Source organism: Stenotrophomonas sp. SMYL41, assembly GCF_036319965.1.
GTDB lineage: Bacteria > Pseudomonadota > Gammaproteobacteria > Xanthomonadales > Xanthomonadaceae > Stenotrophomonas > Stenotrophomonas maltophilia_R.
Window position 1 is genome coordinate 90,138 of record NZ_JAWIRX010000006.1, and the last position, 25,423, is coordinate 115,560.

24 protein-coding genes are annotated in these 25,423 nt (G+C 66.9%); 8 read left to right on the forward strand and 16 right to left on the reverse strand.

The window, feature by feature from the left end:
- Positions 1–80 precede the first annotated feature (80 nt).
- From V3B30_RS09260 to prmB, 10 genes are all read right to left on the reverse strand, one after another.
- Positions 81–2,099 (reverse strand): hypothetical protein, encoded by a 2,019-nt coding sequence (locus V3B30_RS09260; protein ID WP_075677095.1) that lies wholly within the window; start codon positions 2,097–2,099, stop codon positions 81–83.
- Positions 2,096–2,770: a hypothetical protein gene (locus V3B30_RS09265; RefSeq protein ID WP_100473484.1), complete on the reverse strand. Its 675-nt coding sequence runs from the start codon at positions 2,768–2,770 to the stop codon at positions 2,096–2,098. Before V3B30_RS09265 ends, V3B30_RS09260 begins: the two co-directional genes overlap by 4 nt.
- Positions 2,771–2,938: 168 nt before the next feature.
- Positions 2,939–3,595 (reverse strand): phosphoribosylanthranilate isomerase, encoded by a 657-nt coding sequence (locus tag V3B30_RS09270; protein WP_014037969.1) that lies wholly within the window; start codon positions 3,593–3,595, stop codon positions 2,939–2,941.
- Positions 3,592–4,362: a tRNA pseudouridine(38-40) synthase TruA gene (truA, locus tag V3B30_RS09275; RefSeq protein WP_014647888.1), complete on the reverse strand. Its 771-nt coding sequence runs from the start codon at positions 4,360–4,362 to the stop codon at positions 3,592–3,594. The genes V3B30_RS09270 and truA overlap by 4 nt, the downstream gene beginning before the upstream one ends.
- Before the next feature lie 32 nt (positions 4,363–4,394).
- Positions 4,395–4,757: a VOC family protein gene (locus V3B30_RS09280; RefSeq protein WP_262082794.1), complete on the reverse strand. Its 363-nt coding sequence runs from the start codon at positions 4,755–4,757 to the stop codon at positions 4,395–4,397.
- A 26-nt stretch (positions 4,758–4,783) separates the two neighbouring features.
- On the reverse strand, positions 4,784–6,814 hold the full coding sequence (locus tag V3B30_RS09285) for a FimV/HubP family polar landmark protein (protein WP_262082795.1): 2,031 nt from the start codon (positions 6,812–6,814) through the stop codon (positions 4,784–4,786).
- 168 nt (positions 6,815–6,982) lie between these two features.
- Positions 6,983–8,011 (reverse strand): aspartate-semialdehyde dehydrogenase, encoded by a 1,029-nt coding sequence (locus V3B30_RS09290; RefSeq protein ID WP_100473487.1) that lies wholly within the window; start codon positions 8,009–8,011, stop codon positions 6,983–6,985.
- A gap of 91 nt (positions 8,012–8,102) precedes the next feature.
- Positions 8,103–9,140, reverse strand: a complete 1,038-nt coding sequence (locus V3B30_RS09295; RefSeq protein WP_262082796.1) for a D-glycerate dehydrogenase — start codon at positions 9,138–9,140, stop codon at positions 8,103–8,105.
- Positions 9,133–10,236 carry a chorismate synthase gene (gene aroC, locus V3B30_RS09300; RefSeq protein WP_088026670.1) on the reverse strand — a complete coding sequence of 368 codons (1,104 nt, stop codon included), beginning with the start codon at positions 10,234–10,236 and terminating at the stop codon, positions 9,133–9,135. The genes V3B30_RS09295 and aroC overlap by 8 nt, the downstream gene beginning before the upstream one ends.
- Positions 10,233–11,162 carry a 50S ribosomal protein L3 N(5)-glutamine methyltransferase gene (gene prmB, locus V3B30_RS09305; protein WP_262082797.1) on the reverse strand — a complete coding sequence of 310 codons (930 nt, stop codon included), beginning with the start codon at positions 11,160–11,162 and terminating at the stop codon, positions 10,233–10,235. Before prmB ends, aroC begins: the two co-directional genes overlap by 4 nt.
- 122 nt (positions 11,163–11,284) lie before the next feature.
- Between prmB and V3B30_RS09310 the strand changes: the two genes are divergently transcribed.
- Together V3B30_RS09310 and asd are read left to right on the forward strand one after the other, a co-directional pair.
- The gene (locus V3B30_RS09310) at positions 11,285–11,935 is read left to right on the forward strand and encodes an SCO family protein (protein ID WP_005417991.1); all 651 of its coding nucleotides are present in this window, start codon (positions 11,285–11,287) and stop codon (positions 11,933–11,935) included.
- Positions 11,932–12,774 (forward strand): archaetidylserine decarboxylase, encoded by an 843-nt coding sequence (gene asd / locus V3B30_RS09315; RefSeq protein WP_006381472.1) that lies wholly within the window; start codon positions 11,932–11,934, stop codon positions 12,772–12,774. The genes V3B30_RS09310 and asd overlap by 4 nt, the downstream gene beginning before the upstream one ends.
- A 72-nt stretch (positions 12,775–12,846) precedes the next feature.
- Here asd and V3B30_RS09320 read toward each other — a convergent pair whose 3' ends face one another.
- Entirely contained in the window at positions 12,847–13,194 is a 348-nt protein-coding gene (locus V3B30_RS09320) for a ribonuclease E inhibitor RraB (RefSeq protein WP_100473490.1), read from the reverse strand.
- Between the two features lie 23 nt (positions 13,195–13,217).
- Positions 13,218–14,825 carry a transglycosylase SLT domain-containing protein gene (locus tag V3B30_RS09325; protein WP_262082798.1) on the reverse strand — a complete coding sequence of 536 codons (1,608 nt, stop codon included), beginning with the start codon at positions 14,823–14,825 and terminating at the stop codon, positions 13,218–13,220.
- Positions 14,826–14,947: 122 nt separating this feature from the next.
- On the opposite strand from V3B30_RS09325, the gene V3B30_RS09330 reads away from it, so the two are divergent.
- Together V3B30_RS09330 and greB are read left to right on the forward strand one after the other, a co-directional pair.
- Entirely contained in the window at positions 14,948–16,453 is a 1,506-nt protein-coding gene (locus tag V3B30_RS09330; protein ID WP_262082799.1) for a DUF853 domain-containing protein, read from the forward strand.
- Between the two features lie 89 nt (positions 16,454–16,542).
- A complete protein-coding gene (gene greB, locus V3B30_RS09335) occupies positions 16,543–17,049 on the forward strand; it encodes a transcription elongation factor GreB (protein ID WP_262082800.1) in 507 nt (168 codons plus the stop codon).
- Positions 17,050–17,099: 50 nt separating this feature from the next.
- On the opposite strand, the gene V3B30_RS09340 is transcribed toward greB, so the two are convergent.
- On the reverse strand, positions 17,100–17,933 hold the full coding sequence (locus V3B30_RS09340; RefSeq protein WP_262082801.1) for a DUF3025 domain-containing protein: 834 nt from the start codon (positions 17,931–17,933) through the stop codon (positions 17,100–17,102).
- On the reverse strand, positions 17,930–19,291 hold the full coding sequence (rimO, locus tag V3B30_RS09345; protein ID WP_100473495.1) for a 30S ribosomal protein S12 methylthiotransferase RimO: 1,362 nt from the start codon (positions 19,289–19,291) through the stop codon (positions 17,930–17,932). The genes V3B30_RS09340 and rimO overlap by 4 nt, the downstream gene beginning before the upstream one ends.
- A gap of 204 nt (positions 19,292–19,495) precedes the next feature.
- Between rimO and V3B30_RS09350 the strand changes: the two genes are divergently transcribed.
- The 3 genes from V3B30_RS09350 to V3B30_RS09360 are packed head-to-tail and all read left to right on the forward strand — an operon-like array spanning position 19,496 to position 20,769.
- Positions 19,496–20,167, forward strand: coding sequence for a dienelactone hydrolase family protein (locus tag V3B30_RS09350; protein WP_262082802.1), 672 nt, complete (start codon positions 19,496–19,498; stop codon positions 20,165–20,167).
- Entirely contained in the window at positions 20,164–20,586 is a 423-nt protein-coding gene (locus V3B30_RS09355) for an HIT family protein (protein ID WP_014647910.1), read from the forward strand. The genes V3B30_RS09350 and V3B30_RS09355 overlap by 4 nt, the downstream gene beginning before the upstream one ends.
- A 15-nt stretch (positions 20,587–20,601) precedes the next feature.
- A complete protein-coding gene (locus V3B30_RS09360) occupies positions 20,602–20,769 on the forward strand; it encodes a DUF5668 domain-containing protein (protein ID WP_005418011.1) in 168 nt (55 codons plus the stop codon).
- 87 nt (positions 20,770–20,856) lie between these two features.
- Here V3B30_RS09360 and dcd read toward each other — a convergent pair whose 3' ends face one another.
- Complete coding sequence (dcd, locus tag V3B30_RS09365) at positions 20,857–21,429, reverse strand: dCTP deaminase (RefSeq protein ID WP_014037995.1); 573 nt, start codon at positions 21,427–21,429, stop codon at positions 20,857–20,859.
- A 78-nt stretch (positions 21,430–21,507) separates the two neighbouring features.
- On the reverse strand, positions 21,508–22,362 hold the full coding sequence (apbC, locus tag V3B30_RS09370; RefSeq protein WP_005418013.1) for an iron-sulfur cluster carrier protein ApbC: 855 nt from the start codon (positions 22,360–22,362) through the stop codon (positions 21,508–21,510).
- 214 nt (positions 22,363–22,576) lie between these two features.
- Between apbC and V3B30_RS09375 the strand changes: the two genes are divergently transcribed.
- Complete coding sequence (locus tag V3B30_RS09375; RefSeq protein ID WP_087923224.1) at positions 22,577–25,366, forward strand: TonB-dependent receptor; 2,790 nt, start codon at positions 22,577–22,579, stop codon at positions 25,364–25,366.
- The last annotated feature ends 57 nt before the right edge of the window (positions 25,367–25,423 follow it).

Sequence of the window (25,423 nt, forward strand, 5' to 3'; positions counted from 1 at the left end):
GGCTTCCGGCTCACGGGCAGACGGCCGCGGTTGCGGCCGGCGCGGGAGGGCGATGGCCGCAGCAGCCATCGCCCGATGCATCAACGGGCGCTGTCGACCACGGTGGCCGACACGGTCGGCACCGCTTCGGCATCCTCGGCGATCTGGCGCGGTGCCGGTTCGGCCACGGCCACGCCCAGGTAGCGCTGCATCAGCTCCTGCACGATCGGGCTCTTGCCGGCGAAGCCTTCGATCGACTTGCCCAGCGACACCGCCTTGACCAGGTTCTCGAACATGCCGCCGTCGCCACCGACCAGGTCGATGTCGGCGTTGCGCAGCGCGCTGGCGATGACATTGGCGTTCTCGCGCGAGACTTCCTTGCCGGCCTCGATCGAGGCCAGCGCCTGCTTCAGGCTGTTGTCCAGCATCATGCGGAACTCTTCGTGGCCACGTGCCTGGTCGCTCAGCGAGGCAATGGCTTCGAACTTGCGCACCAGGCCTTCAGCCTCGGCCAGCAGCTTCTTCTGCACCACGCCCGCTTCTGCGTTGCCCAGCGATTCGGTGGCGGTGGCACGCGCCAGGCCCATCTTCTCTTCGCCCTGTGCCTGCGCCTGCAGGGTCTCGGCCAGTACGCGGGCCTCGTTGCTGCCTTGCTTCAGGCTGGCTTCGGCCTTGGCTTCGATCACGCGGGCCTCGGCAATGCCGACCTTCTCGATGGCCAGCGCCGAGGCTTCACGCACCTGCGCTTCGGCCAGGCCCGGCGCAGCCTGCTCGGCACGCAGCGCATCGGCCAGCAGGCGCTTGGCTTCGGCCTGCTTGCCGGCCGCTTCGTGCTCGGCCTGGGCCAGCGTGGTCAGTTCCACCGCGCGGTGCTTGGAGGCGGTCTCGCGCGCCTGCGCTTCCTTCACCTCGCGCACCAGCGATTCCTGCGCCTTGGCTTCGGCTTCCAGGATCAGCACCTGCTTCTGGCGGTCTGCCTCGGAAACCTCGCGCACTTCCTTGATGCGCTCTTCTTCCTGCGCCACGGTCTTGTCGATGGAGATGCGTTCGCGGGTGATGTTGGCCACGTCCATCTTGCCCTGCTCGACCACCTTGTCGCGCTCCACGCCCTGCAGCTGCACTTCGCGGTCGGTGGTGACCTGCTCCAGCTGGCGTGCGCGCTCCACGCGCTCGGCCTCGATGGCCACGGCACGCTGGCGGTTCTGCTCGGCCACTTCCACTTCGCGCAGGCGGTTCTGGTCGCGGATCTCGATCAGCTGCTGTGCTTCGATGCGGGCATTCTCGGACAGCTGGCGCTGCTCTTCCTGCACCTTGGCGGTCTCGGCCTCCTCGCGCGCGCGGATGGTCTCGATCTCGCGCTTCTGGCGTGCTTCGGCTTCGGCCTGCTGGCGTTCCAGCGCCAGCAGCGCTTCGCGCGCTTCCACGTTTTTCTTGGTGATGGCGAGCTTCTCGTTCTGCTCCAGCTCGTTGGTCACCACGTTCTGCGCGGCGGTCAGCTCGGTGATCTTGCGGATGCCCTGCGCGTCGAGGATGTTGAACTGGTCCAGCAGCGACTTCGGAGTCTGCTCCAGGTAATCGATCGCCACGTCTTCCAGCACGTAGCCATTGAGGTCATTGCCGATCACCGCGATGATCTCGTCGCGGAACTCCTGGCGCTTCTCGAACAGTTCGGTGAAGTCGAACTTCTTGCCGACCGTCTTCAGCGCTTCGGAGAACTTGGCGTTGAACAGCTCGTCGACGGCATGCTTGTCCGATGCACGGTCGGCACCGATGGCCTTGGCCACGCGCAGCACGTCGGCCTGGGTCTCGTTCACCCGCAGGTAGAACGCCACGGCGATATCGGCACGCATGTTGTCGCGGCAGATCAGGCCTTCCTTGCCGCGGCGGTCGATCTGCAGGGTGATCAGGCTGATCCGCATCAGCTCGGCGCGGTACAGCACCGGGATGATCAGCGCACCGGTGAAGTGCACCTTGGGCGTGGAGCTCATGTCGTTGACGATCAGGGCCACGCCCTGGTCGACCTTGCGGTAGAAGGCCTTGAACAGCCCGGCCACGCCCAGCAACAGGACGAGCAGGCCGCCGGCGACGGCCAGGATCGGTAAGAGGGATGCCAACGTCATTGATGATTCTCCTTGTTGCCCGGAAGCAGGTTGTCCTGGAAATCAAGGGCGATCGCATCGGCGCGGACCACCCGGTAATAGTGTTGCTCGGCCATATGCTCGACCAGCACGATGCGCTCGCCACGCTGCAGTTCGATGTCGCTGCGGATCTGCAGCACCAGCCCGGCACCGCCATCATCGACAGTGGCATGACCGCTGCGTGCGTCCACTTTCGGCGATGCGACCACGCCGATCCGGCCCAGCAGCGATGCCTGCGGCACCGGCCGCAGGCGCAGCAGGAAGCGCCGGACCGGGCGCAGGATCAGCGCGGTAAGAGGTACCGCAGGCAGCGGTGCCAGCACCGCCACGAGCGTACCCAGGCCCCAGCGCAGCAGGTCCGGCAGCGGCAGCAATGCGAACAGGTGGATGAAATAGGTGATGAGCCAGCCGAACAGGCCCAGCAGGGTGACCACCACCATGATCGGGACGCCGCCCAGGCCCCAGCGCGCCAGCATGGCCGACAGGCCACTGAGGTCGGTCCCCGCCTCGAGTCCGCCATCGGCGCCGAGATTGCCGAAACCGTCATCGACCAGGCCGAACGCCGCAACTGCCCAATACATCACCGACACCAACAGCAGAATGCTGTACGGCAGCGTCGGGTAACCGAGCACGACGGTGAGAAACTCCTGCATCGCTTGCCTTCCTGGGCTATGGGCGGCGGCCGCCCGTTCGGGGCGCGCCGTGCGCGTCCCGTCGATCCCCACGCCAGCCTTCGTGGCAGGCGTGCTTGGGACCATCCTATGTGAAGAATGCGTGCAGGCTCAAATCCGGGCGCTGATCAGGGTAAATAGTGACGCGAATCACTCGAGAACCGTGCAATCGGCGCGGCGTACTTCCTCGACGAACGTGCGCATCTTGTAGCCGTCCTTGATGCCCGGCTCCAGTTCGATGCCGCTGGAGACATCCACGCCCCACGGCAGGGTGGCCAACACCGCGTCGTAGACGTTTTCCGGGTTCAGCCCGCCGGCCAGCAGGAACGGGCGATGCAGGCCGGTCGGGATCCGGCCCCAGTCGAAGGCCACGCCGGTACCGCCACCGCCGCCCGGCGCATGGCTGTCGAACAGGAAGCCGGCGGCGCTGGGATAGCGCAGCTGCAGGGTGCGGGCGTTGATCTCTTCACGCCCGCCCATGGCGATCGCCTTCAGGTAGGGCATGTTGAAGCTGCGGCAGAAGCTCTCGTCTTCCTCGCCGTGGAACTGCAGCAGGGTCGGCCTTACCGTGCGCAGTACCTCGCGCACCTCTTCCTTGCTGTTGTTGCGGAACAACGCCACCACGTCGACCATCGGCGCGATCGCCTGGCGCATCGCGCGTGCCTCGGCCGGGGCGACCCGGCGGCTGCTTTCACGGGCAAAGATGAAACCCACCGCGTCCACACCCAGTTCACCGGCCAGGCGGACGTCGCCGGCCCGGGTCATGCCACAGAACTTGATGCGTGTGCGGTAGTAGGAGCGGCTCATAGCGTGACCTCGGCGGGCAGATGCCAGTTGTCGGGGTACAGGGGCCCAAGGAACACCAGGCCCTGCGGCGGTGCGGTGGGACCGGCTACGGTGCGATCGCGCCCGGCCAGCAGTTCGGCGATCCATTCCACCGGCTTCTCGCCACTGCCCACCAGGATCAGCGATCCGACGATATTGCGGACCATGTGATGAAGGAATGCATTGCCCTGCACGGCGACCTCGATCACCTCGCCCTGGCGGCTGACCTGCAGTGACTGCAGTTCACGCCGTGCATGCAGCGCCTGGCATTGCACCGAGCGGAACGCGCTGAAGTCGTTCTCGCCAAGCAGGGCCTGGCCGGCGGCATGCATCAGGCCCGCGTCCAGCGCACGGCGCTCCCAGCTGAGGGTCTGCCGCTGCAGCGCCGGCCGCACTTCGCGGTTGAGCAGGCGGTAGCGGTAGCGGCGCGCACGCGCCGAGAAACGGGCATGGAAATCATCGGCCACCGGCACGCACCAGCGCACCGCGATCGAGCGCGGCAGGCGGGTGGTGGTGCCCAGCATCCAGGCGCGCGGATCGCGCACCACGTCGGTATCGAAATGGACGACCTGGCATTGGCCGTGCACGCCGGCATCGGTACGGCCGGCACAGACCACCTGCAGCGGCGCATCGGCCACCGACGACAGGGCCTGCTCAAGGCTGGCCTGCACGCTGGGGCCGCCCTCGCCAAGGTTCTGCCAGCCCCTGAAATCGCTGCCGTCGTATTCGACGCCAAGCGCGTAACGCATGTGCTACCTCGATGTTGCGGGTGGGGCGGCGCTCAGGCCGGATCGCGTTCGGACCAGACCGCCAGTTCGTTGCCACCGGGCTCGACGAACTGGAAGCGGCTGCCGCCGGGGAAAGAGAACACCGGCCGCACGACCTCACCGCCAGCGCTGCGCACCGCCGCTTCGATCGGCGCCAGCTGGTCGGCATACAGCACCAGCAGCGGCGCTCCGCTGTCACTGGCCCGTTGCGGCTTGCCGCGGAAGAAGCCGCCCTGCAGGCGGCCATCGTCGAAGGCGGTGTAGTCGCTGCCATAGTCGACGAACGACCAGCCGAATGCCTTCTCGAAGAAGGCGCGGCTGGCCGCGGGATCGATGGAGGCGAATTCAACGTAGTCGATGCGATGCTCGCGGCTCATGGCACGATCCTTGTCGGTGGGGTCGGTCACGGCAGGCGGGCCAGCAGTTCGCGGGCCTGGGCCTGGCAGTGCAGGTCGCCGCCCTCGGCCACTTCCTGCAGCAGGGTACGGGCGGTCTGGGCATCGCCCAGATCGAGGTAGGCAATGGCCAGCTCCAGGCGCTCCTGCCCGGCACGCGGCGCCCAGCCGGCATCATCGGCCGGTGCAGCGGCGGCGTCTTCGTGCGCGGCCGCGGCCAGCATGTCGTGCGGCGCGCCACTGGAAACGTCGCTGTCATGGGACTCGGCCGGCAGGTCGAACACACCGCGGAACTGCGGTTGCTGTTCGGCGTGCAGCGCATAGTCCGGCACAGCCACCTCGCCAGGGACCGCCTGCGCGTCCGGTCCATCCTGCACGGAGGCGACCGGTGCGGGGCTGTCCGGCGTGGCCACCGGTTCGTCCCAGCGCGGCAGGTCGGTGACTGCCTCGGGCAGCTCCACCACGTCGTCATCGCGCAGCGTCTGCGCCTGCCAGTCGGCCTGGGCAGCGATGTCGACAACCGGTTCGGCAGCCATGTCATCCTGCACCTCCATTTCGGTCGCCCAGGCCGGCATCGCCGGCTCCTGGCGGCCACTGTCGGACACCGCCGTCGACCACGAAGACTGCTCGGCCAGCGTATCCAGCGCTGCGCCCGCCGGTACCGCAGCGGCCAGGCCGGCGGCATCGCCTTCTTCGCGCAGCGGCGGCAGCGGCGACGGCTTGCGACGACGCAGCAGCCAGGCCGCACCGGCCGCCAGCAACAGCACCGGCAGACCCAGCCAGTACCACGGCGTTGCCGCATCGCGGGCATCCGGTGCCTGCGCCAGGCGCTGCTGCGCAGCGGCCAGGTCGTTGTCCTTCATCGCGATCAGCGACTGCTGCTGTTCCTTGAGTTTTTCCAGGTCGGCCACGCGCTGCTTCAGCTCGCCGATCTCGGCATCGCGGGTCGCGATGTCCTCGCGGGCCTGGCGCAGTTGTTCGTTGCCCAGCATGTCACCCTCGCTGCCGGCTCCAGTGCCGGTGGTTGTGCCCGCGTGCGCGGCGTCGGAGGCCAGCGCCGGAGCGATTTCAAGTCGTGCCCCATTGGCCGCAGCCTGGGAAGAAGCGTTCGTGGTTGCCGCCCTGGCGGCCGCGGCGACGGTACCCGCAGGTTGCGGCACGGTGCGCGCCTGCCGCCACTGCGCGGCGTGTTCGCGCACCAGCGCTGCGGCCTCGCCAGCATCGACCGCTGCCAGCGCATCGCTGCCAGGCATGCGAAGCACGGCGCCCTGCTTGAGCAGGTTGATGTTGCCACGGATGAAGGCTTCCGGGTTGGCACGCAGCAGGGCGATCATCGCGCGGTCGCGGCTGACCTGGCTGCCGCGGGCCATCGCGCTGGCGATCTGCGAAAGGGTCTGCCCACGCTGGACGGTGACGCTGCCATCGGGCGCTGATGCAGGGGCAGGTGCAGCCGCTGCACGCGGGCGAACCGGAGCGGGTGCCGGCGTGGCGGCGGTGGCGGACGGCGCAGGCACGCTCGCGCTCTCCGCAGCGGCGGGCGCAGCGGCGACGTCACGGGCGATGGTGTTGGAGAGCGTACCCGCGGGCGCAACGATTTCCGGCTCGGCCACGGCCAGTGCGCTGGAGGGTGCATCGACCAGTGCCGAGTACTCACGCACCAGGCGGCCCTGGCCCCAGTCGGCCTCGATCAGGAAGCTCAGCGACGGGGTCTCGACCGGCGTCTGCGAGGTCACACGCACCACCGCCCTGCCCTGTGCATTGCGGGTCAGCTCGAACTGCAGTTCGCCAACCAGGCCGGTCGGCCGCTGCAGGCCGACGCGCTCGAAGGTGACCGGTGAGGCCAACGCGACACGCAGATTCTCCAGCTCGGACGGATCGGCGGAGATCACCGGGATTTCGGCCAGCAGGGGCTGGCCCGGCCTGGACAGCACACGGATGTCGCCCAGACCCAGGGCAAGCACCGAACTGCTGGCCAGGGCCAGCAGCGCGGTGGAAAGATAGAGGAGCGGGCGCTTTGCGCCCCTGGCCCGTTTATTCATGGGCGACACTATAAAGCGTGCGGACCGCGGTCCGCACCCATGCAGAGCCGAGCCCGTGCCCGGCTGCGCAGCCTGGTAGTGCCGGCCGCTGGCCAGCAAGCACTTCAGCCCACGGATCAGGGCAATGCCGGCCAGCGGCCGGCACTACCGGTGAGGCAACCGCAGTGATCAGCGCGGCTCGGCGGCAACCAGCTCGGCCAGCTGCACGGCATTCAGGGCCGCGCCCTTGCGCACATTGTCCGACACGATCCACAGGTTCAGGCCGCGCGGGTGCGACAGGTCCTCACGGATGCGGCCGACATACACCGCGTCGGTACCCGATGCATGGGTGACCGGGGTCGGGTAACCACCGGCCTCGTGGCGGTCGACCACTTCGATACCCGGCGACTGCTCCAGCAGCGCGCGTGCTTCGGCCACGGTGACCTTGTCGCGGGTCTCGATCGCCACCGATTCGGAGTGGCCGTAGAACACCGGCACGCGCACCGCAGTGGGGTTCACCAGGATGCTGTCGTCGCCGAGGATCTTGCGGGTCTCCCAGATCAGCTTCATCTCTTCCTTGGTGAAGCCGTTGTCCTGGAAGTCGTCGATGTGCGGGATCAGGTTGAAGGCGATCTGCACCGGGAAGCGCTGCGGATCGATCTCCTGGAAGCTCAGCAGCTGGCCGGTCTGCTTGCCCAGCTCCTCGGTGGCCGAACGGCCGCCGCCGGACACCGACTGGTAGGTGGAGACGTTGATGCGCTCGATGCCGTACTTGCGGTGCAGCGGCGCCAGCGCCACCAGCATCTGCATGGTCGAGCAATTCGGGTTGGCGATGATGCCGCGCGGACGGTTGGCGACCTGTTCCGGATTGACCTCGGACACCACCAGCGGCACGTCATCGTCGTAACGGAAGGCCGAGGAGTTGTCGATCACCACCGCACCGGCGGCGGCGAACTTCGGTGCGTATTCCTTGGACACGCTGCCGCCGGCCGAGAACAGCGCGATCTCGACACCGCTCGGATCGAAGGTGGCCAGGTCCTGGACCGTGACCTTCTGGCCGTTGAACTCGATTTCGCCGCCAGCCGAACGCTCGGAGGCGAGGACGCTCAGGGTACCAACCGGGAAATCACGCTCGGCCAGGATCGACAACATGGTCTCGCCGACGGCACCGGTGGCACCGACGACGGCGACGTGGAAACTGCGCTGTGCATTGCTCATGGGGGAAACTCTCATGGAAACGGGGATGGGGAAAATCACGCACGACAGCTGGGTTCGGGGAACCTCCTCAAGCGGGGCGCGCGGAGGTTCCCTATCGTTTCCCGGTTTTTTTGCCCAGGGTCACGCGCGCGGCCATCGCCGCGTCAGCGTTGATCGCGCTCGGCATGCGCGACGGGCCGCCGTCCAGGCCGAGCCCGGCGAGCAGATTATCGACGGCCAGCTGTACCATCGCCGTGCGCGTGGCCAGCGAGGCACTGCCGATGTGCGGAGTGAGCACGACGTTGCGCAGCGCCAGCAGTTCCGGGCGCACCGTCGGCTCGCCCTCGTACACATCCAGGCCGGCGGCAGCAAGGCGACCGTTGGCCAGCGCATCGGCCAGCGCGATCTCATCGACCAGTCCACCGCGGGCGATGTTCACCAGCGTGGCCGACGGCTTCATCTTCGCCAGCGCGGCGGCGTCGATCAGATGATGCGAGGCCGGCGTGTATGGCAGCACCAGCAGCAAGTGGTCGGACTGCGCCAGCAGCGTATCCAGGTCCACATAGGTGGCCCCCACTTCCGCTTCGGTCGCGGCCGGCAGCTGCGAGCGGTTGTGGTACAGCACCTTCATGCCGAAACCGTGCGCGCCGCGGCGGGCGATGCCCTGGCCGATGCGGCCCATGCCGAGGATGCCCAGTGTGCTGCCGTGGATGTCGGCACCGAGCATGGTCTGGAACGACCACTGCTGCCAGTGCCCTTCGCGCAGCCAGCGCTCGGACTCGGTGATGCGGCGCGCGGTGGCCATCAGCAGGGCGAAACCGAGATCGGCGGTGGTCTCGGTAAGGACGTCCGGCGTGTTGCTGGCCAGGATGCCGGCCGCGCTGAGCGCGTCGACGTCCAGGTTGTTGTAGCCCACCCCGACATTGGCGATCACCTGCAGCTGTGCGGCGCCGGCCACCTGGGCCGCACCGACGCGCTCGTTGAGGGTGATGACCGCGCCATCGGCGCTGGCCAGCTGTTCGGCGATCTGGTCGGGCGACCAGGCGGTGACCGTGTCGGTGCTGCGCAGCTGCACGCGATCGCGCAGCGGCGCGATGGCCGCGTCGATCAGCGGCTGGCTCACCCACACAGTCGGCCGCGTGTCAGCCATCGATCTGCCCGGGAATGCGCGGGGTGATCGTGCCGACATCGCCACACTGCGCGCGGTGGCGCAGCGCCTGGTCCATCAGCACCATCGCCACCATCGCCTCGGCGATCGGGGTGGCACGGATGCCGACGCAGGGATCGTGGCGGCCGGTCGTGACCACTTCGACCACGTTGCCGGCGGTATCCAGCGACGGGCCCGGCAGGCGCAGGCTGGAGGTCGGCTTCAACGCGATCGACGCGACCACCGGCTGGCCGGTGGAAATGCCACCGAGGATGCCGCCGGCATGGTTGCTGGCGAAGCCCTGCGGGGTCAGCAGGTCGCGGTGTTCGGTGCCCTTCTGCGCGGCGCTGGCGAAACCGTCGCCGATCTCCACGCCCTTCACCGCGTTGATGCTCATCAGCGCGGCAGCGAGTTCTCCATCAAGCTTGCCGTAGATCGGCTCGCCCCAGCCTGGCGGCACGTTGTCGGCGACCACGTCCACGCGCGCACCGACCGAATCTCCGGACTTGCGCAGCGCATCCATGTATGCCTCCAGCTCGGGCACCTGTGCCGCGTGCGGCCAGAAGAACGGATTGCCTTCCACCGCCGACCAGTCGAAACCGGCCGGGGTGATGTCGCCCAGCTGCGACAGGTAGCCACGCACGGTGACGCCGAAGCGCTCGGCAAGCCACTTCTTGGCGACCACGCCGGCGGCCACGCGCATGGTGGTCTCGCGCGCCGAGGAACGGCCGCCGCCGCGCGGGTCGCGGATGCCGTACTTGTGCCAGTAGCTGTAGTCGGCATGGCCCGGGCGGAACTGCTGGCCGATGTTGGCGTAGTCCTTGCTGCGCTGGTCGGTGTTGCGGATCAGCAGCGCGATCGGGGTGCCGGTGGTCAGGCCCTCGTACACGCCGGACAGGATCTCGACCTCATCGGCCTCGCGCCGTGCCGAGGTGTGCCGGCTCTTGCCGGTGGCGCGGCGCTGCAGGTCGTGGGCGAATTCGGCCGCGTCCAGCGCCAGCCCCGGCGGGCAGCCATCGATCACGCAGCCGATGGCCGGCCCGTGCGACTCGCCGAACGTGGTGACGGTGAACAGCTTGCCGAACGAATTGGAGCTCACGGGCGCTGCGCCGCCAGTTCGGTGATGCGTGCGCTGTGGGCAATCAGCTCGCGGCATTCAACCGCGAAGATGCCCATCTGGCCGACCTTGAATTCGATCCAGGCGAAATCGACTTCCGGCAGCAGCTTGACCAGATGCTGTTCGGACTCGCCCACTTCACAGATCAGCAGGCCGTCTTCGCTCAGGTGCAGCGGCGCGTCGCGCAGGATCTTCAGCACCAGGTCCAGGCCATCGTCACCGGCACGCAGGCCCATTTCCGGCTCGTAGGAGTATTCCTTCGGCAGCGCATCGGTCTCGTCGTTGGTGACGTACGGCGGATTGGTGACGATCAGGTCGTAGTGGCGGCCGGACAGGCCATTGAACAGGTCCGACTTGATCAGGTTGACGTTGTACGCCTGCAGCCGCTCCCGGTTTTCTTCAGCCAGCGACAGCGCGTCTTCGCTCAGGTCGACGCCGTCCACCTGCCAGTTGGGGTAGTAGTGGCCCATGGCGATGGCGATGCAGCCCGAACCGGTGCACAGGTCCAGCGCACGGTACACGTCGCGGCCGGCCAGCCAGGGCTCGAAGCCGCACTCGATCAGTTCGGCGATCGGCGAGCGCGGCACCAGGGCGCGCTTGTCGCTCTTGAAGCTCAGGCCGGCAAACCAGGCCTCACCCGTCAGGTAGGCGGCCGGGATGCGTTCGTCGATGCGGCGCTGGAACAGCTCCAGCACGCGCAGCTTCTCGGCCTGCAGCAGGCGCGCCTGGCCGTAGGCCGGGCCGAGGTCGTGCGGCAGGTGCAGGCTGTGCAGCACCAGCTGGGTGGCCTCGTCCAGCGCGTTGTCGTAGCTGTGCCCGAAGGTCAGCCCGGCTTCGTTGAAACGGCTGGTGCCGTAGCGGATCAGATCGATGATCGTGTGGAGTTCGGCGGCCGTTTCAGCGGTCATGGCGGTACTGCGGGCAAAGTGGCCCTCGATTATAGGGGCTGGCGCCCGCGGCGGCATCCGTTGCGGCGGAAACGATCGGGCCACAGCCGGTATGATGGAGCCCATTTCGCGCGGGAGCCCCCATGTTCAATCGCAACGCCGGCATCATCCTGCTGATCGCCCTGGCGGCGGGGCTCGGCCTGCTGGCCGCCCAGCAGGTGTTCGCGCCGAAGCCGCCGGCCAACGCCCCGGCCACCGAAGCGATCACCCTGTACCCGCAGCCGCGTGAACTGCCCGATTTCAACCTGGCCCAGTCCGATGGCACCCGCCTGATCCCGGGCGAACTGAAGGGCCACTGGACCCTGGTATTCCTGGGCTTCACCTTCTGTCCCGACGTCTGCCCGACCACCCTGGCCGAGCTGGCCGGCGCGCAGAACCAGTGGGAGGCCCTGCCCGATGGCCTGCGCCCGCGCGTGCTGTTCATCTCGGTCGACCCGGACCGCGACAGTGCCACCCGCCTGGGCGAGTACGTGCACGGCTTCCACAAGGACACCCTGGCCGCCACCGCCGATATCCCCTCGCTGGAGCGCTTCGCCACCTCGCTGGGCTTCGTGTTCCAGAAAGTGCCCGGCAAGCATTTCGACGAGAATCCCGAGGATTACACCGTCGAGCATTCGGCCAGCCTGGCCGTGCTCGACCCGCAGGGCCGTCTTGCCGGCCTGGTGCGCCCCCCGTTCAACGCGCCGGCCATTGCCCGCGACCTGCAGAAGCTGACCGAGAAAACCGCCCCATGAGCCTCACCACCGCCCTGACGTATGCCCTGCCCCATCGCCTGCTGTCCTCGATGGCGCGTTCGCTGGCGTACTCGGACGATCCGCGCGTGTCGCGCTGGCTGATCGACACGGTCACCCGCAAGTTCAACGTCAACCTGGATGAAGCAGCCAACCCGGACCCGCGCAGCTACGCGACCTTCAACCAGTTCTTCACCCGTGCACTGAAGCCGGGCGCGCGCGTGGCCGATGCCGATCCACGCAGCCTGGTGATGCCGGCCGACGGCCGCATCAGCCAGCTCGGCAGGATAGAGGCCGGCCGCATCTTCCAGGCCAAGGGCCAGTCGTTCACCGCCGCCGAACTGCTGGGCAGTGACGAGGACGCCAAGCCGTACAACGACGGCCTGTACGCCACCGTGTACCTGTCGCCGCGCGACTACCACCGCGTGCACATGCCGTGGACCGGCACCCTGCGCGAAACCGTGCACGTGCCGGGGCGCCTGTTCAGCGTCGGCCCGGCCGCCGTCAACGGCGTGCCGCGCCTGTTCGCGCGCAACGAGCGCCTGGTCTGCCATTTCGATACCAGCTTCGGCCCGATGGTCAGCGTGATGGTCGGTGCGCTGCTGGTGTCCGGCGTGGAAACCGTTTGGAGCGGCGAGGAGATTCCGGCCTACGGTGATCGCATCACCCGCAAGGACTACCGCGGCCAGGGCATCCAGCTGGAGCGCTTCGCCGAAATGGCGCGCTTCAACTACGGTTCGACCGTGATCGTGCTGCTGCCGCCGGGCGTGGCCGAGTTCGCCCCGCAGCTGGGCGCCGAAAGCCCGGTGCAGCTGGGCCAGGCGCTGGCGAAGCTGCGCTGACAAAAAGGGGACGGAGGGGATCAAGTCGTTCATGCATGAACGACTTGATCCCCTCCGTCCCCTTTTTTGTTGTTACTGCAGGGCCGGGGCCGGGCCGACGTCCATGCCGTCGTAGTCTTCCACTCCCCGCTCCGCGGCCAGCGCCGCGAATTCCTGGTTGCGGCGGTCCAGCGAGGCTTCATCGTGGATCTCCACGCGCTCCACGTGCAGCACGTGGAACGGCGCGCCGCCCTCTTCCGGCTCCTGCTCGAACAGTTCCACGAAGGCATAGCCCTGCGCCTGCAGGTGATCCGCCAGCGCCTGCAGCGGCTCGGCACTGGAGTGGACGAAGAAGTAACCCCACAGCAACGGGCCGTTGATATCCCAGTCGGTGTTCTCGCGGAGGTTGGCGAACAGGTTGCGGGTGGCTTCGAGGTCCATGCGGGTTCCAGGGATCGGGGGGATTACTTGTCGCAGCCCTGCAGCTTCAGCGTCTGGCCGTGGCGCAGGCTGTAGGCAGGGGCCTTCAGGCCATTGGCGCGGGCCAGGGTCGGCACGTCGCACTGGAACTTCGCCGCGATGGCGCCCAGGGTTTCGCCCCTGGCCACCTTGTGGCTGCGCACCGGTTTGTTGGGCCGCGCGGCCGGACGCGGCGTGGCCACCGGAGCGACCGGGGTGGTCGGTACGCTGGTGGAGGCAGCGGCGTCGGCCACCGGCACCACCCCGCCGACGGCCACGCTGCCGGTGTAGCTGGTTGCGGCCGGGCGCTTGATCGCCGCGTTCAGATCGGCGGTGATCAGGGTGCGCGCGAGGTCGGCGCGCGGGCCACTGACGCAGTTGCGCTGGTACAGGCCCGCGATGCGGGTGGTGGCGTTGATCAGCGTACCGGCCGGAATCCAGCCATCGGCTTCATAACGCGGGTTGAGATTGCGCAATGCACGCATGTAGCCATCGCGGGTACCGTGGCTGCCCAGGCAGATGGTCAATTCGTAGATGGTGGTGGACCTGGCCAGACGCAGCGTGGCGGGCTGCGCGCTGATCTTCGGGAACTCCACGCCGTACTGCTGCGGGTGCAGGAAGATCCAGGCCGCAGCGATCACCATCGGCACGTAGTCCTTGGTTTCACCGGGGAACTGGTTGTAGACGCTGTCGGTCCAGAAGCTCTGGCCACCGCTCTGCTTGAACACGCGCGCGGCACGACCTTCACCACCGTTGTAGGCGGCCACCGACATTTCCACGTTGTTGTTCAGTTCGCGCAGGCGCTCGTTGAGATAACTGGCGCTGGCTTCGGCGGCGCTGCGCGCGTCGAAGCGGGTGTCGAAACCGGTGCCGTCCGGGCCGAGGCCGAAGCGGCGTCCGGTGGCCGGCATGAACTGCATCAACCCGGCGGCGCCCGCACGCGAGGACGCATGCACGCGGCCGTTGGATTCCTTGGCCATGATGCCGAACAGCAGCGCCTCGGGCAGGCCGCGTTTTTCCCATTCCGGCCACATCACTGCGCGCAGGTTCTGGTAATTCTCGTAGCTGGTGAGCAGTGCCGGGCGCATGTCGGTCAACCAGCGGCGGATGCCGGCCTGTACCGCCGGGTTGTACTCGACCATGCTGTCGAAGGCGTGCCGTTTATCGTTCAGCAGCGCGGCGGCACGCGCCGCCTCGGGCACGTCCGCGGTGAGCGGGCCGATATGGTCGGGGTCGGCTTCCAGGCGGTCACCGCCCTCGTCGGCCACGTCATCGCTGGCGGCGGCATCAGCGTCGTGCTTGAGCAGGCGCTTGTAGCTGGCCAGCAGGGTGCCCATCTGGCAGCCCTTCTGCTTCACGCAGTCGTTGAGGACATCTTCCATGTCCTCCAGCGCGGCATCGGCCTCGTTGCTGCCCTTCGGGTCGGCATTGGCGGCCAGCAGCAGGGCGTCGCTGTAGCGCTTTTCGGCGGCGGTCATGCGCTGTTGCAGCGCATCCACCTTCACCTTGTCCCGGGCCGAAACCCGCTGCGCATGGGCGTCGGGTGCCAGGGAAACCAGGCCGGCCAGGGCCAACAGCGGCCAACCACGGGAAATCAGGACAGGAACGGGCATTGATGGCACTGTGTGCGAAACAGGCAGGCAGAGTAGCGGCGCCGCCAAGGTCCGGGCAAGCCGACCTTCGGACCGTCACGGCCGGCGGTTAACATTGGACTATTCATCACAAGGGCTGGACCATGGATCCGATTCTGCTCGGCAAAGGCATTACCGACGATATTGCCGTCACCCTGCTGCCGAAACTCGGCAACCGTCACGGCCTGGTGGCCGGCGCCACCGGTACCGGCAAGACCGTGACCCTGATGACCCTGGCCGAAGGGTTTTCGCGCCTCGGCGTGCCGGTGTTCCTGGCCGATGTGAAGGGTGATGTCTCCGGCCTGGCCGTACCCGGCAGCGGTGCCGAGAACCTGCTCAAGCGTGCCGCCGAGATCGGCGTGGCCGACTATGCGCCGACCGCCAGCCCGACCCTCTTCTGGGACCTGTACGGCAAGCTGGGCCACCCGGTACGCACCACCGTCAGCGAGATGGGCCCGACCCTGCTGGCGCGCATCCTCGAGTTGAACGACACCCAGTCCGGCGTGCTCGACATCGTGTTCAAGCTGGCCGACGACCGCGGGCTGCTGCTGCTGGACATGGACGACCTGCGCGCCCTGCTCGGCCTGGTCGCGGAGGAGCGCAAGGACATCTCCACCGAGTACGGCCTGGTCAGTGCGCAGTCGATCGCCGCGATCCAGCGTTCGGTGCTGCGCCTGGCGCAGGATGGCGGCGAGAACTTCTTCGGTGAGCCGGCGCTGGAGCTGGCCGACATCATGCGGGTCAACCACGACGGCCGCGGCGTGATCGGCATCCTCGCCGCCGACCAGCTGGTCCTCAAGCCCAAGCTGTACTCCACCTTCCTGCTGTGGCTGCTGTCGGAGCTGTTCGAGCAGCTGCCGGAAGTGGGCGACCTGGACAAGCCGAAGCTGGTCTTCATCTTCGACGAGGCCCACCTGCTGTTCGACGATGCACCGCCATCGCTGGTGCAGCGCATCGAACAGGTGGTGCGCCTGATCCGTTCCAAGGGCGTGGGCGTGTACTTCTGCTCGCAGTTCCCCGACGACGTGCCGGGCAACATCCTCGGCCAGCTCGGCAACCGCGTGCAGCACGCGCTGCGTGCGTTCACCCCGCGCGACCAGAAGGCGGTGAAGACCGCGGCCGAGACGTTCGTGCCGAACCCTAAGCTGGACGTGACCAAGGTATTGAGCCAGCTCGGTACCGGCGAGGCCCTGGTCTCCACGCTGCAGGACAAGGGCGTACCGATGCCGGTGCAGCAGACGATGATCGCGCCGCCACGCTGCCGGATGGGGCCGATCACCGAGGCCGAGCGCGCCCAGGTGCGTGCCGGCAGCCCGGTCGGCAGCCGCTACGACACCGCGATCAACCGCGAATCGGCCGCCGAACTGCTGGCCCAGCGCGCGCAGAAGGCGACCGAACAGGCGCAGGCACCTGCCGCACGCAGCCGTGAGCAGGACGAAGCGCAGGAAGGTGGTTTCGGCCAGGCGATCAAGGATGCGATCTTCGGCACCAAGCGTCGCCAAGGCATGATCGAGACCATGGCAAAGCAGACCACCCGCACCGTCGGCACCAAGCTGGGCAACCAGATCGTGCGCGGCATCCTCGGTGGCATCTTCGGCGGCAAGCGCTAGCTGCCCCTGCTGGGCTCGGATCCCTTTCCGCTGGAAAGGGGTCCGACCCCGCTCCCCCACCGCTCCCCCTCGAATAGAAGTCGTATTTCATGTCGCGTTGGCGCCCCCCCGCAGAAAAAAGCACCGCCCTGATCACCGCCTCCGGGCATGCGCGGCTGAAGTCCGAACTGGATGAGCTGTGGCGTGTGCGCCGCCCGGAGGTGGTGAAGGCGCTGGCCGCCGCTGCCGCGGAAGGCGACCGTTCGGAGAACGCCGAGTACACCTATCGCAAGAAGCAGCTGGGCGAAATCGACCGCCGCGTGCGCTACCTGACCAAGCGGCTGGAATCGCTGCGCGTGGTCGATACCACGCCGACCGATCCGCAGGCAGTGTTCTTCGGTGCGTGGGTGGAACTTGAGAACGTGGACAGCGGCGACACCAGCCGCTACCGCATTGTCGGGCCGGATGAGACCGACGCCGGGCTGGGCTGGATCAGCATCGACTCACCACTGGCGAGGGCGCTGCTGAAGAAACGGCTGGAGGACGAGTTCTCGGTGGAACTGCCCGGCGGGCAGTTCACCTTTGCGGTGATCGGGGTGGAGTACGAGCCTGTATAGCGTCGAGCCGGTCTCGACTGCGTTGTCCAACAGTCGAGGGTGGCTCGACGCTACAGAAGCAACAACGGCGGCGGGTACGCGCGTCCTGCACGCAGCGGGCGGAAATAACCGGTATTGCGATAGAAGGCGGCATCCTGCACGTCGTGCCAGCCGGGAATGCCGGCCAATGGCAGGGGCCGCAGCTGCAGCGGATCGGTCACTACCCTGCCCTCGGCGATGGCCGCGGTCACTGCGTCAACACAGTCAGCATCGGCATCGCCCCGCACCACCACGCACTTGCCCACCAGCAATCGCCCGGGCAGCAGCGCCTGTTCCATCAGCGCATGCCCGAATACCGCGGCAATGGCGATGTCACCGCCCTGCCAGCGCGACGGCTCGAACAATGCAGGCCAGTCATGCCCGTCCCACGCGCGCAGCAACGTGCCATCGCGCACACGCACGATCACGCCGGTTTCGTCGAACTGGGTCAGCGCCGCCTGTGCACGGTTGCGTTGGCCCGGCGGCATCGCCTCGATATGCCGGCACTGCTGCGCATTGAGCACCTGCTTGAGCTGCGGGTAACGGGCCCACACCAGCGCGTTGAACAGGTCATGCCAGTTGTCGGCGCGGGTGGCGATGCGGCCCTGCGCGATGCGGGCTTCGTAGTGCAGACCGTCGGCCAGCAGCGTGGCATCCTGCTCGACCAGCTGCTTGCCGGGCAGCACGAGGCGTGCCTCGAGCGCTGCAACGGACGGCCACCCCGGGCCTTCCAACAGATCACGAACGTCGCGCAATCCGGCAAACAGCGGGTGCCCGAACACCTGCGGATCGACCGCCGCACGTGGCGGCGGCACGAAGCGGCGGACGCCGCCCCCGTCACCGGCGGCGGCCGTCGCTGCGGTCACAGCATCCTGAGGTCGAATGCCGGGCGGGTAGCGGCGGGCAGCGCGTCACCGTACAGGTCGTGCTCGTCGCTCTCGGTGATTTCGACGTCGATGAACTCGCCCACGCGCAGCGGCACCTGGTCGGCATTCTGGATATGCACCAGGCCATCGATCTCCGGCGCATCGGCCTTGGAGCGGGCTACGGCGATATCGCCTTCGATGGCATCGACCAGGCACTGCTGCACGGTACCGATCTTGGCTTCCAGGCGCGCGGCGGAAATCTGCGCCTGCTTCTCCATGAAGCGGGCCAGGCGTTCCTGCTTCACTTCCTCCGGCACAGCATCGGGCAGATCGTTGGCGGTGGCACCCTCGACCGGCGAGTAGGCGAACGCACCCACGCGATCCAGCTGCGCTTCGTCGAGGAACGACAGCAGTTCCTCGAACTCGGCCTCGGTCTCGCCCGGGAAGCCGACGATGAAGGTCGAACGCACGGTGATGTCCGGCGCGATGCGGCGCCAGTTCTGCACGCGCTCCAGAGTCTTCTCGACCGCCCCGGGGCGCTTCATCAAGCGCAGGATGCGCGGGCTCGCATGCTGGAACGGGATGTCCAGGTACGGCAGGATCCGGTTCTCGGCCATCAGCGGCACCACCTCGTCCACGTGCGGATACGGATAGACGTAGTGCATGCGCACCCACGCATCCAGCTCGGACAGGCCTTCGCACAGCGCCTTCAAGCGGGTCTGGTAGGCCTTGTCGCGCCACATCTTCTCGGCGTACTTCACGTCCACGCCATAGGCCGAGGTGTCCTGCGAGACCACCAGCAGCTCACGCACGCCCCCACGCACCAGGCGCTCGGCTTCACGCAGCACCTCGTCGACCGGGCGCGAGACCAGCTTGCCGCGCATCGACGGAATGATGCAGAAGCTGCATTTGTGGTTGCAGCCTTCGGAAATCTTCAGATAAGCGTAGTGGCGTGGCGTCAGCTTGATGCCGTAGTCGGGCACCAGGTCCACGAACGGATCGTGCCTGGGCGGCAGAGCTTCATGCACCGCTTCCATCACGCTCTGGTAATCCTGCGGGCCGGACACCGCCAGCACATTGGGGTACGCCTCGCGGATCTGTTCCGGGCGCTTGCCCAGGCAGCCAGTGACGATGACCTTGCCGTTCTGGTTCATCGCCTCGCCAATGGCATCCAGCGACTCGGTCACCGCCGAATCGATGAAGCCACAGGTGTTGACCACCACCACGTCGGCCGAATCGTAGGACGGGACGATGTCGTATCCCTCGGACCGCAGCTGGGTGAGGATGCGCTCGGAATCGACGAGGGCCTTCGGGCAGCCAAGGCTGACGAAGCCGACTTTGGGGTTCAGCTGGGACATGGAATCGCGGGACTCTGGGGGCCTGGGCCCCTGCCGGCATGGCAGGGGGTCCTGGGGGCCGGGGCCTGAAAGGGCGCCAGTATACCGGGGTTGGCGGCCAGGCTCTGAACGGCCAATTGCCCGATCACGCACAGCTGCTGACACCGCGCTAACCGGCGCAGCATCGACAATGCAGCTCTGTTCCCAGCAACGAGGAAGATGACGATGGCCGAGTGGATCACCCTGGATACGCATCACGGCCCGGTGCGGGCCTGGCAGGCCCTGCCGGAAGGCACCGCGCGCGGTGGCCTGGTGGTGGTGCAGGAAATCTTCGGCGCCAATCCGCACATCCGCGGCGTGGCAGAGCGTTTCGCGGCCGAAGGCTATGCGGTGCTGGCGCCATCCTTCTTCGACCTGCTTGACGGCGCCGACGCCGATCCGGACGCCCTGCCCTACGACGCCGAGGGCGTGAAGCAGGGCCTGGAACGGGTCGGTGCGCTGGGCATGGAGAAGGCGCTGGAAGTGGTCCGCGCGGCGGCGACCCGGCTGGCCCGCTACGGCAAGGTCGGCACGGTCGGCTACTGCTGGGGCGGCACGGTGGCGATGCTGTCGGCCCTGCGCCTGGGCCTGCCCTCGGTCAGCTACTACGGTGCGCGCAACGTGCAGTTCCTTGACGAGGCGCCCAAGGCCCCGGTGATCTTCCACTTCGGCGCCGAGGACAGGAGCATCCCGCCGGAAGCCATCCAGGCCCATCGCGAGAAACTGCCGCAGATGGCCACCTACGTCTATCCGGCTGATCACGCCTTCAACCGGGAGGTCGGACATGCGTATGATCCAGACAGCGCCGCCCTGGCGCTGCAACGCACCCTGGACTTCTTCTCGGAGCATCTTGGATGAGCGAATTCGAACTCGATTCACGCCTGGCCACCGATAGCGTGCTGGTGGCGGAAGGACCGTTGTCGCAAGTGCGGCTGATGAACGACGAACGATTCCCCTGGCTGGTGCTGGTACCGCGCTTGGCCGGGGTGACCGAGTGGATCGAGCTGGACGGCGAGCAGCAGGACAAGCTGCGCACCGAGCTCAACCGCGCCTGCAAGGCCCTGAAGGGCGCCGACGGGGTGGAAAAGATCAACATCGGGGCGCTGGGCAACATCGTGCGCCAGCTGCACTTCCATGTCATCGGCCGCCATGACGGCGATCCGGCCTGGCCGGGCCCGGTCTGGGGCAGCGGCCCGGCGCACCGTTACGAGCCGGCGGCGCTGGACCAGCATGTCGCCTACTGGAAGGAACGGCTAGGATATCCGGCCCAGTCCTGAGCCTTCGCCGACCCGATGCGATTCAACCTCGTTGCCGCCGTCCTGCTGATCCTGATCGGCCTGTTCATGCTCGCCAGCAATCTCGGCTGGACGCATCTGAACCTGTCCAAGCTGCTGTTGACCTGGTGGCCGGTGGCCCTGGTGGGCGTCGGCATCGCGATGCTGTTCGGTCGCGGCAAATAAGGCAGTGCCCGGCCATGCCCGGGCACGCACCAGAAACGGAAACGCCGGGCATCGCCCGGCGTTCTCGATGGGTGATGACGCGAGCGATCAGGTCCGCGGCAGGGTCACGCCGGTCTGGCCCTGGTACTTGCCGCCACGATCGCGGTACGACGTCTCGCACACGTCATCGGCGGCCGCCTGGAAGAACAGCATCTGCGCCACGCCTTCGTTGGCGTAGATGCGCGCCGGCAGCGGCGTGGTGTTGCTGAATTCCAGGGTGACGTGGCCTTCCCATTCCGGCTCCAGCGGCGTCACGTTGACGATGATGCCGCAGCGCGCGTAGGTGCTCTTGCCCAGGCACACCACCAGGGTATCGCGCGGGATGCGGAAGTACTCGACGGTACGCGCCAGCGCGAAGCTGTTCGGCGGGATGATGCATTCGTCGGCGGTGATGTCGACGAAGCTGCCCGAGTCGAAGTGCTTGGGATCGACAATCGTCGAGTTGATGTTGGTGAATACCTTGAACTCGCGCGAGCAGCGCACGTCGTAGCCATAGCTGGACGTGCCATAGCTGACGATGCGCTGGCCGTTGGCCTGCTTGACCTGCCCCGCCTCGAACGGCTCGATCATGCCGTGCTGCTCGGACATGCGGCGGATCCAACGGTCACTCTTGATGCTCATGCTTTGTCCTGGGGGTACGAGGGGGCGCGAGGATTCTAGCAGGGGCCCGGCCTCGGCCGGCGGCCCCTGCCCCGGCACTCACAGCAGCGACGACAGGATCGGGATCGAGGCGCGCGGGCGCTTGCCCACTTCCTCGATCAGGCGCTGTGCGGCATGGCGATAGGCCTGGGCCGGCGCCGAATCCGGCTGGGCCACGGTGATCGGGGTGCCTGCATCGCCCTGTTCGCGGATGCCGATCTGCAGCGGCAGCGAACCCAGCAGCGGCACGCCGTACTGCGCGGCCATGCGCTCGCCGCCGCCCTCGCCGAACAGGTGCTCGATGTGCCCGCAGCTGCTGCAGGTATGCACCGCCATGTTCTCGACAATGCCCAGCACCGGCACCTCGACTTTCTCGAACATCTTCAGCGCTTTCTTCGCATCCAGCGTGGCGATGTCCTGCGGCGTGGTGACGATCACCGCACCGGCCAGCGGAATCTTCTGGGTCAGGGTCAGCTGGATGTCACCGGTGCCCGGCGGCAGGTCGATCAGCAGGAAATCCAGGTCGTCCCACAGGGTGTCGTTGAACAGCTGGGTCATCGCCGAGGTGGCCATCGGGCCACGCCAGATCATCGGCGTGTCCTCTTCGATCAGGTAGCCGATCGACATGGTGTCCACGCCAAAGGCACGCAACGGCTCGATGCTCTTGTTGTCCGGGCTTTCCGGGCGGCCGGACAGGCCCAGCATGGCTGGCACGCTGGGGCCATAGATATCGGCGTCGAGCACGCCCACGCGGGCGCCGAGCTGCTGCAGCGCCACGGCCAGGTTCACCGAGGTGGTGGACTTGCCGACGCCGCCCTTGCCCGAACCGACCGCGATCACGTTGCGGATGCGGGCATGCGGCGTCAGTCCCTTCTGGACCTGGCTGGCATGGGGGCGGCGGGGAGAACTGTTCACAACGAGCACCGGCGGGGTCAGGAGGAGAACCCAACATCATACAAGCTGGACGTAACCTGACTGAAATTCAGGATTGCGACAGATTCGTGCACAGATTGTTAAGTTCATGTTACGTTCGATAAGCACTGTTTTGAGCTGTGGAGCCGGTTATTCCGGCCCGCGCGATGGCGCATGCGCAGTGCCGTTTTTGTTTTTTGCTCTCCAATGGAACTACATGAAACACGTCAGCAATACCGCACGTCGCAACACGCTCGCCGTCGCCCTGATTTCCGCTCTGATGGCCGCCGCCCCGGCAATGGCCCAGGACAAGGCGACCAACCTGGACAAGATCACCGTCACCGGATCGCTGATCCCGCAGACCCAGGTCGAAACCCAGACCCCGGTGATGTCCATCACCGCCGAAGACATCCAGACCCGCGGTTTCAGCAGTGTTGCTGAAGTGCTGCAGCAGTCGTCGCTGACCACCGGCGGCCTGCAGGGTGGCCAGACCTCGGGTGCGTTCACCCAGGGCGCCGAAGCGGCCGGCATGTTCGGCCTGAACCCCGGCTACACCAAGTACCTGATCAACGGCCGCCCGATGCTCTCGTATCCGGCGCTGTACAACGGCAGCGAGTCGTTCAACAACATCAGCGGCATTCCGATCGACATCGTCGAGCGCATCGAAGTCCTGCCGGGCGGCCAGTCGTCGCTGTACGGCTCGGACGCGATCGCCGGTGTGGTCAACATCATCCTGAAGGAACGCATGGACGGCGGCACGATGTCGATCCGTGGCGGCACCTACACCGAAGGCGGTGGCAGCAACATCCGCTTCAGCGCCGCCAAGGGCTTCAACGCGTTCGACGACCGTTTCCATGCGCTGGTCAACGTGCAGATCGAAAACGGCAGCCCGATCTGGGGCTACCAGCGTGACATCACCAAGCAGAACAACCCGGTCGGTTACACCGCGCAGCTGCCGTCGAACGACTTTGCCGTCATCGGCAACGCCGACAACAAGCTGTACATGATGGACCCGACCCGCTGCGCCAACGTGGCAGGCCTGTACGACGGCACCACCACCGTCGGCAAGCGTGCATCCGGCGAATCGTGCGGCTCGGTGTACAGCGCCGGCTACAAGACCCTGAAGAACGGCAAGAACAGCGGCCAGTTCTACTCGTCGATGACCTTCGACGTGAACGACAACTTCCAGCTGTTCGCCGACGTGCTGTACAGCAAGGAAAAGACCGAGTTCACCTCCGGCTCCAGCGCCCTGTGGTGGGGCACCAAGTCGGTGATGGGCGGCTTCTACGACCAGGGCCTGGGCAAGGTCGTGAACCTGCAGCGCGCCTTCGCGCCGGAAGAAATCGGCCCGGGCCACTACAACAACATCCTGAACTCCGATGAGAGCCGTTCCTACCAGGTCACCCTGGGCGGCAAGGGCATGGTCGGCGACTGGGACTACAGCGCCAGCTTCACCCGCGGCGAATACCGCCTGGACCAGAACCGCTTCGCGCGCTGGAAGGACAAGATCGAAGGCTTCTTCGGCGAGACCGTGCTGGGCCCGCGCCTGGGCACCACCGCTGATGGCTTCGGCATCTACAACCCGGACTACACCGCTTTCTACTCGCCGATCACTCCGGACCAGTTCGCCAGCTTCACCGGCTATGGCACCCACCGCAGCAAGACCTGGCAGAACCTGGGTCGCGTGCAGGTGACCAACGGTTCGCTGTTCTCCCTGCCCGGCGGCGACGCCGGCCTGGCCGTCGTGCTGGAAGGCGGCAGCGAAGGTTGGGACTACTCGCCCGACCAGGCCTTCGTCGATGGCAACGCCTGGGGGGCCAGCGCCGTGGCCGGTGCCGGCCACCGCAGCAACTACGCGGTGACCAGCGAACTGCGCATGCCGGTGTTCGAATCGCTGACCATCAGCGCCTCGGGCCGCTATGACGCCTTCAAGATCGCCGACAAGACCGTCGACAAGGCCACCTACAGCATCGGCCTGGAATACCGCCCGGTTGAAAGCCTGCTGCTGCGCGGCAAGTACGGCACCGCGTTCCGCGCGCCGACCCTGTCCGATGCCTTCCAGGGCATGAGCGGCTCGTTCGCCTCCGGCCAGAACGATTACTACCGCTGCAGCCAGATGGGTTACGCACTGCGTGACGAAGCCTGCTCGTTCTACAAGACCACCTCGGTGTACAGCGAAAAGTCCGGCAACCCGGACCTGAAGCCGATCACCGCCGACGTGTGGAGCGCAGGCGTGGTGTGGGCCCCGGTGAGCAACTTCTCGCTGTCGGTCGACTACTACAACTGGAAGATCAAGAACGAGGTCAAGACGCTGAGCACCGACCAGCTGCTGCTGGCCGAGTACCAGTGCCACAACGGCCTGCCGAACAACACCTCGGCCAGCTGCCAGAACGTGACCGACTGGGTGACCCGCGACGCCGGTGGCAACCTGACCCGCGTGTACACCCCGAAGCTCAACGTGGCCAGCCAGAACCTGGAAGCGGTGACCGTCGGTGCCAAGTACCAGCAGGACCTGGGGCGCTTCGGTTCGCTGATGTTCTCCGGCAACTACACCAACATGCTGAAGCGTGAAGTGGTGGCCCTGCCGGGTGCACAGAAGCTGGACCTGCTGAGCGATCCGTACAACATGTGGTACTACGACAACTTCGCCAAGGTCCGTGGCGACGTGTCGGTGGGCTGGGCCATCTCCAAGTTCACCACCACCGTGTACGCCAACTACGTCGGCAGCACCCCGAACTACCTGGCCTACACCGGCCGCAGCTATGACTACGTCCACTCCTCCGGCGCCAAGGCCGGCAAGTGGGGCTCGTACACCACGTACAACATGAGCCTGAACTACCAGGCGCAGGACGATCTGACCCTGTCGCTGATGGTCAACAACGTGTTCAACAAGCTGCCGGAAGGCCAGCGCTACAACTACCCGGGCAACGAATCGACCCCGTTCAACGACGGCTTCTACAGCGTCTATGGCCGCCAGATCTCGGCCCAGGTCAAGTACGACTTCTGATCCCGTCGTATTCCGGACTCCGTGTCTGGACCAGGCCCCGCTTCGGCGGGGCCTTTT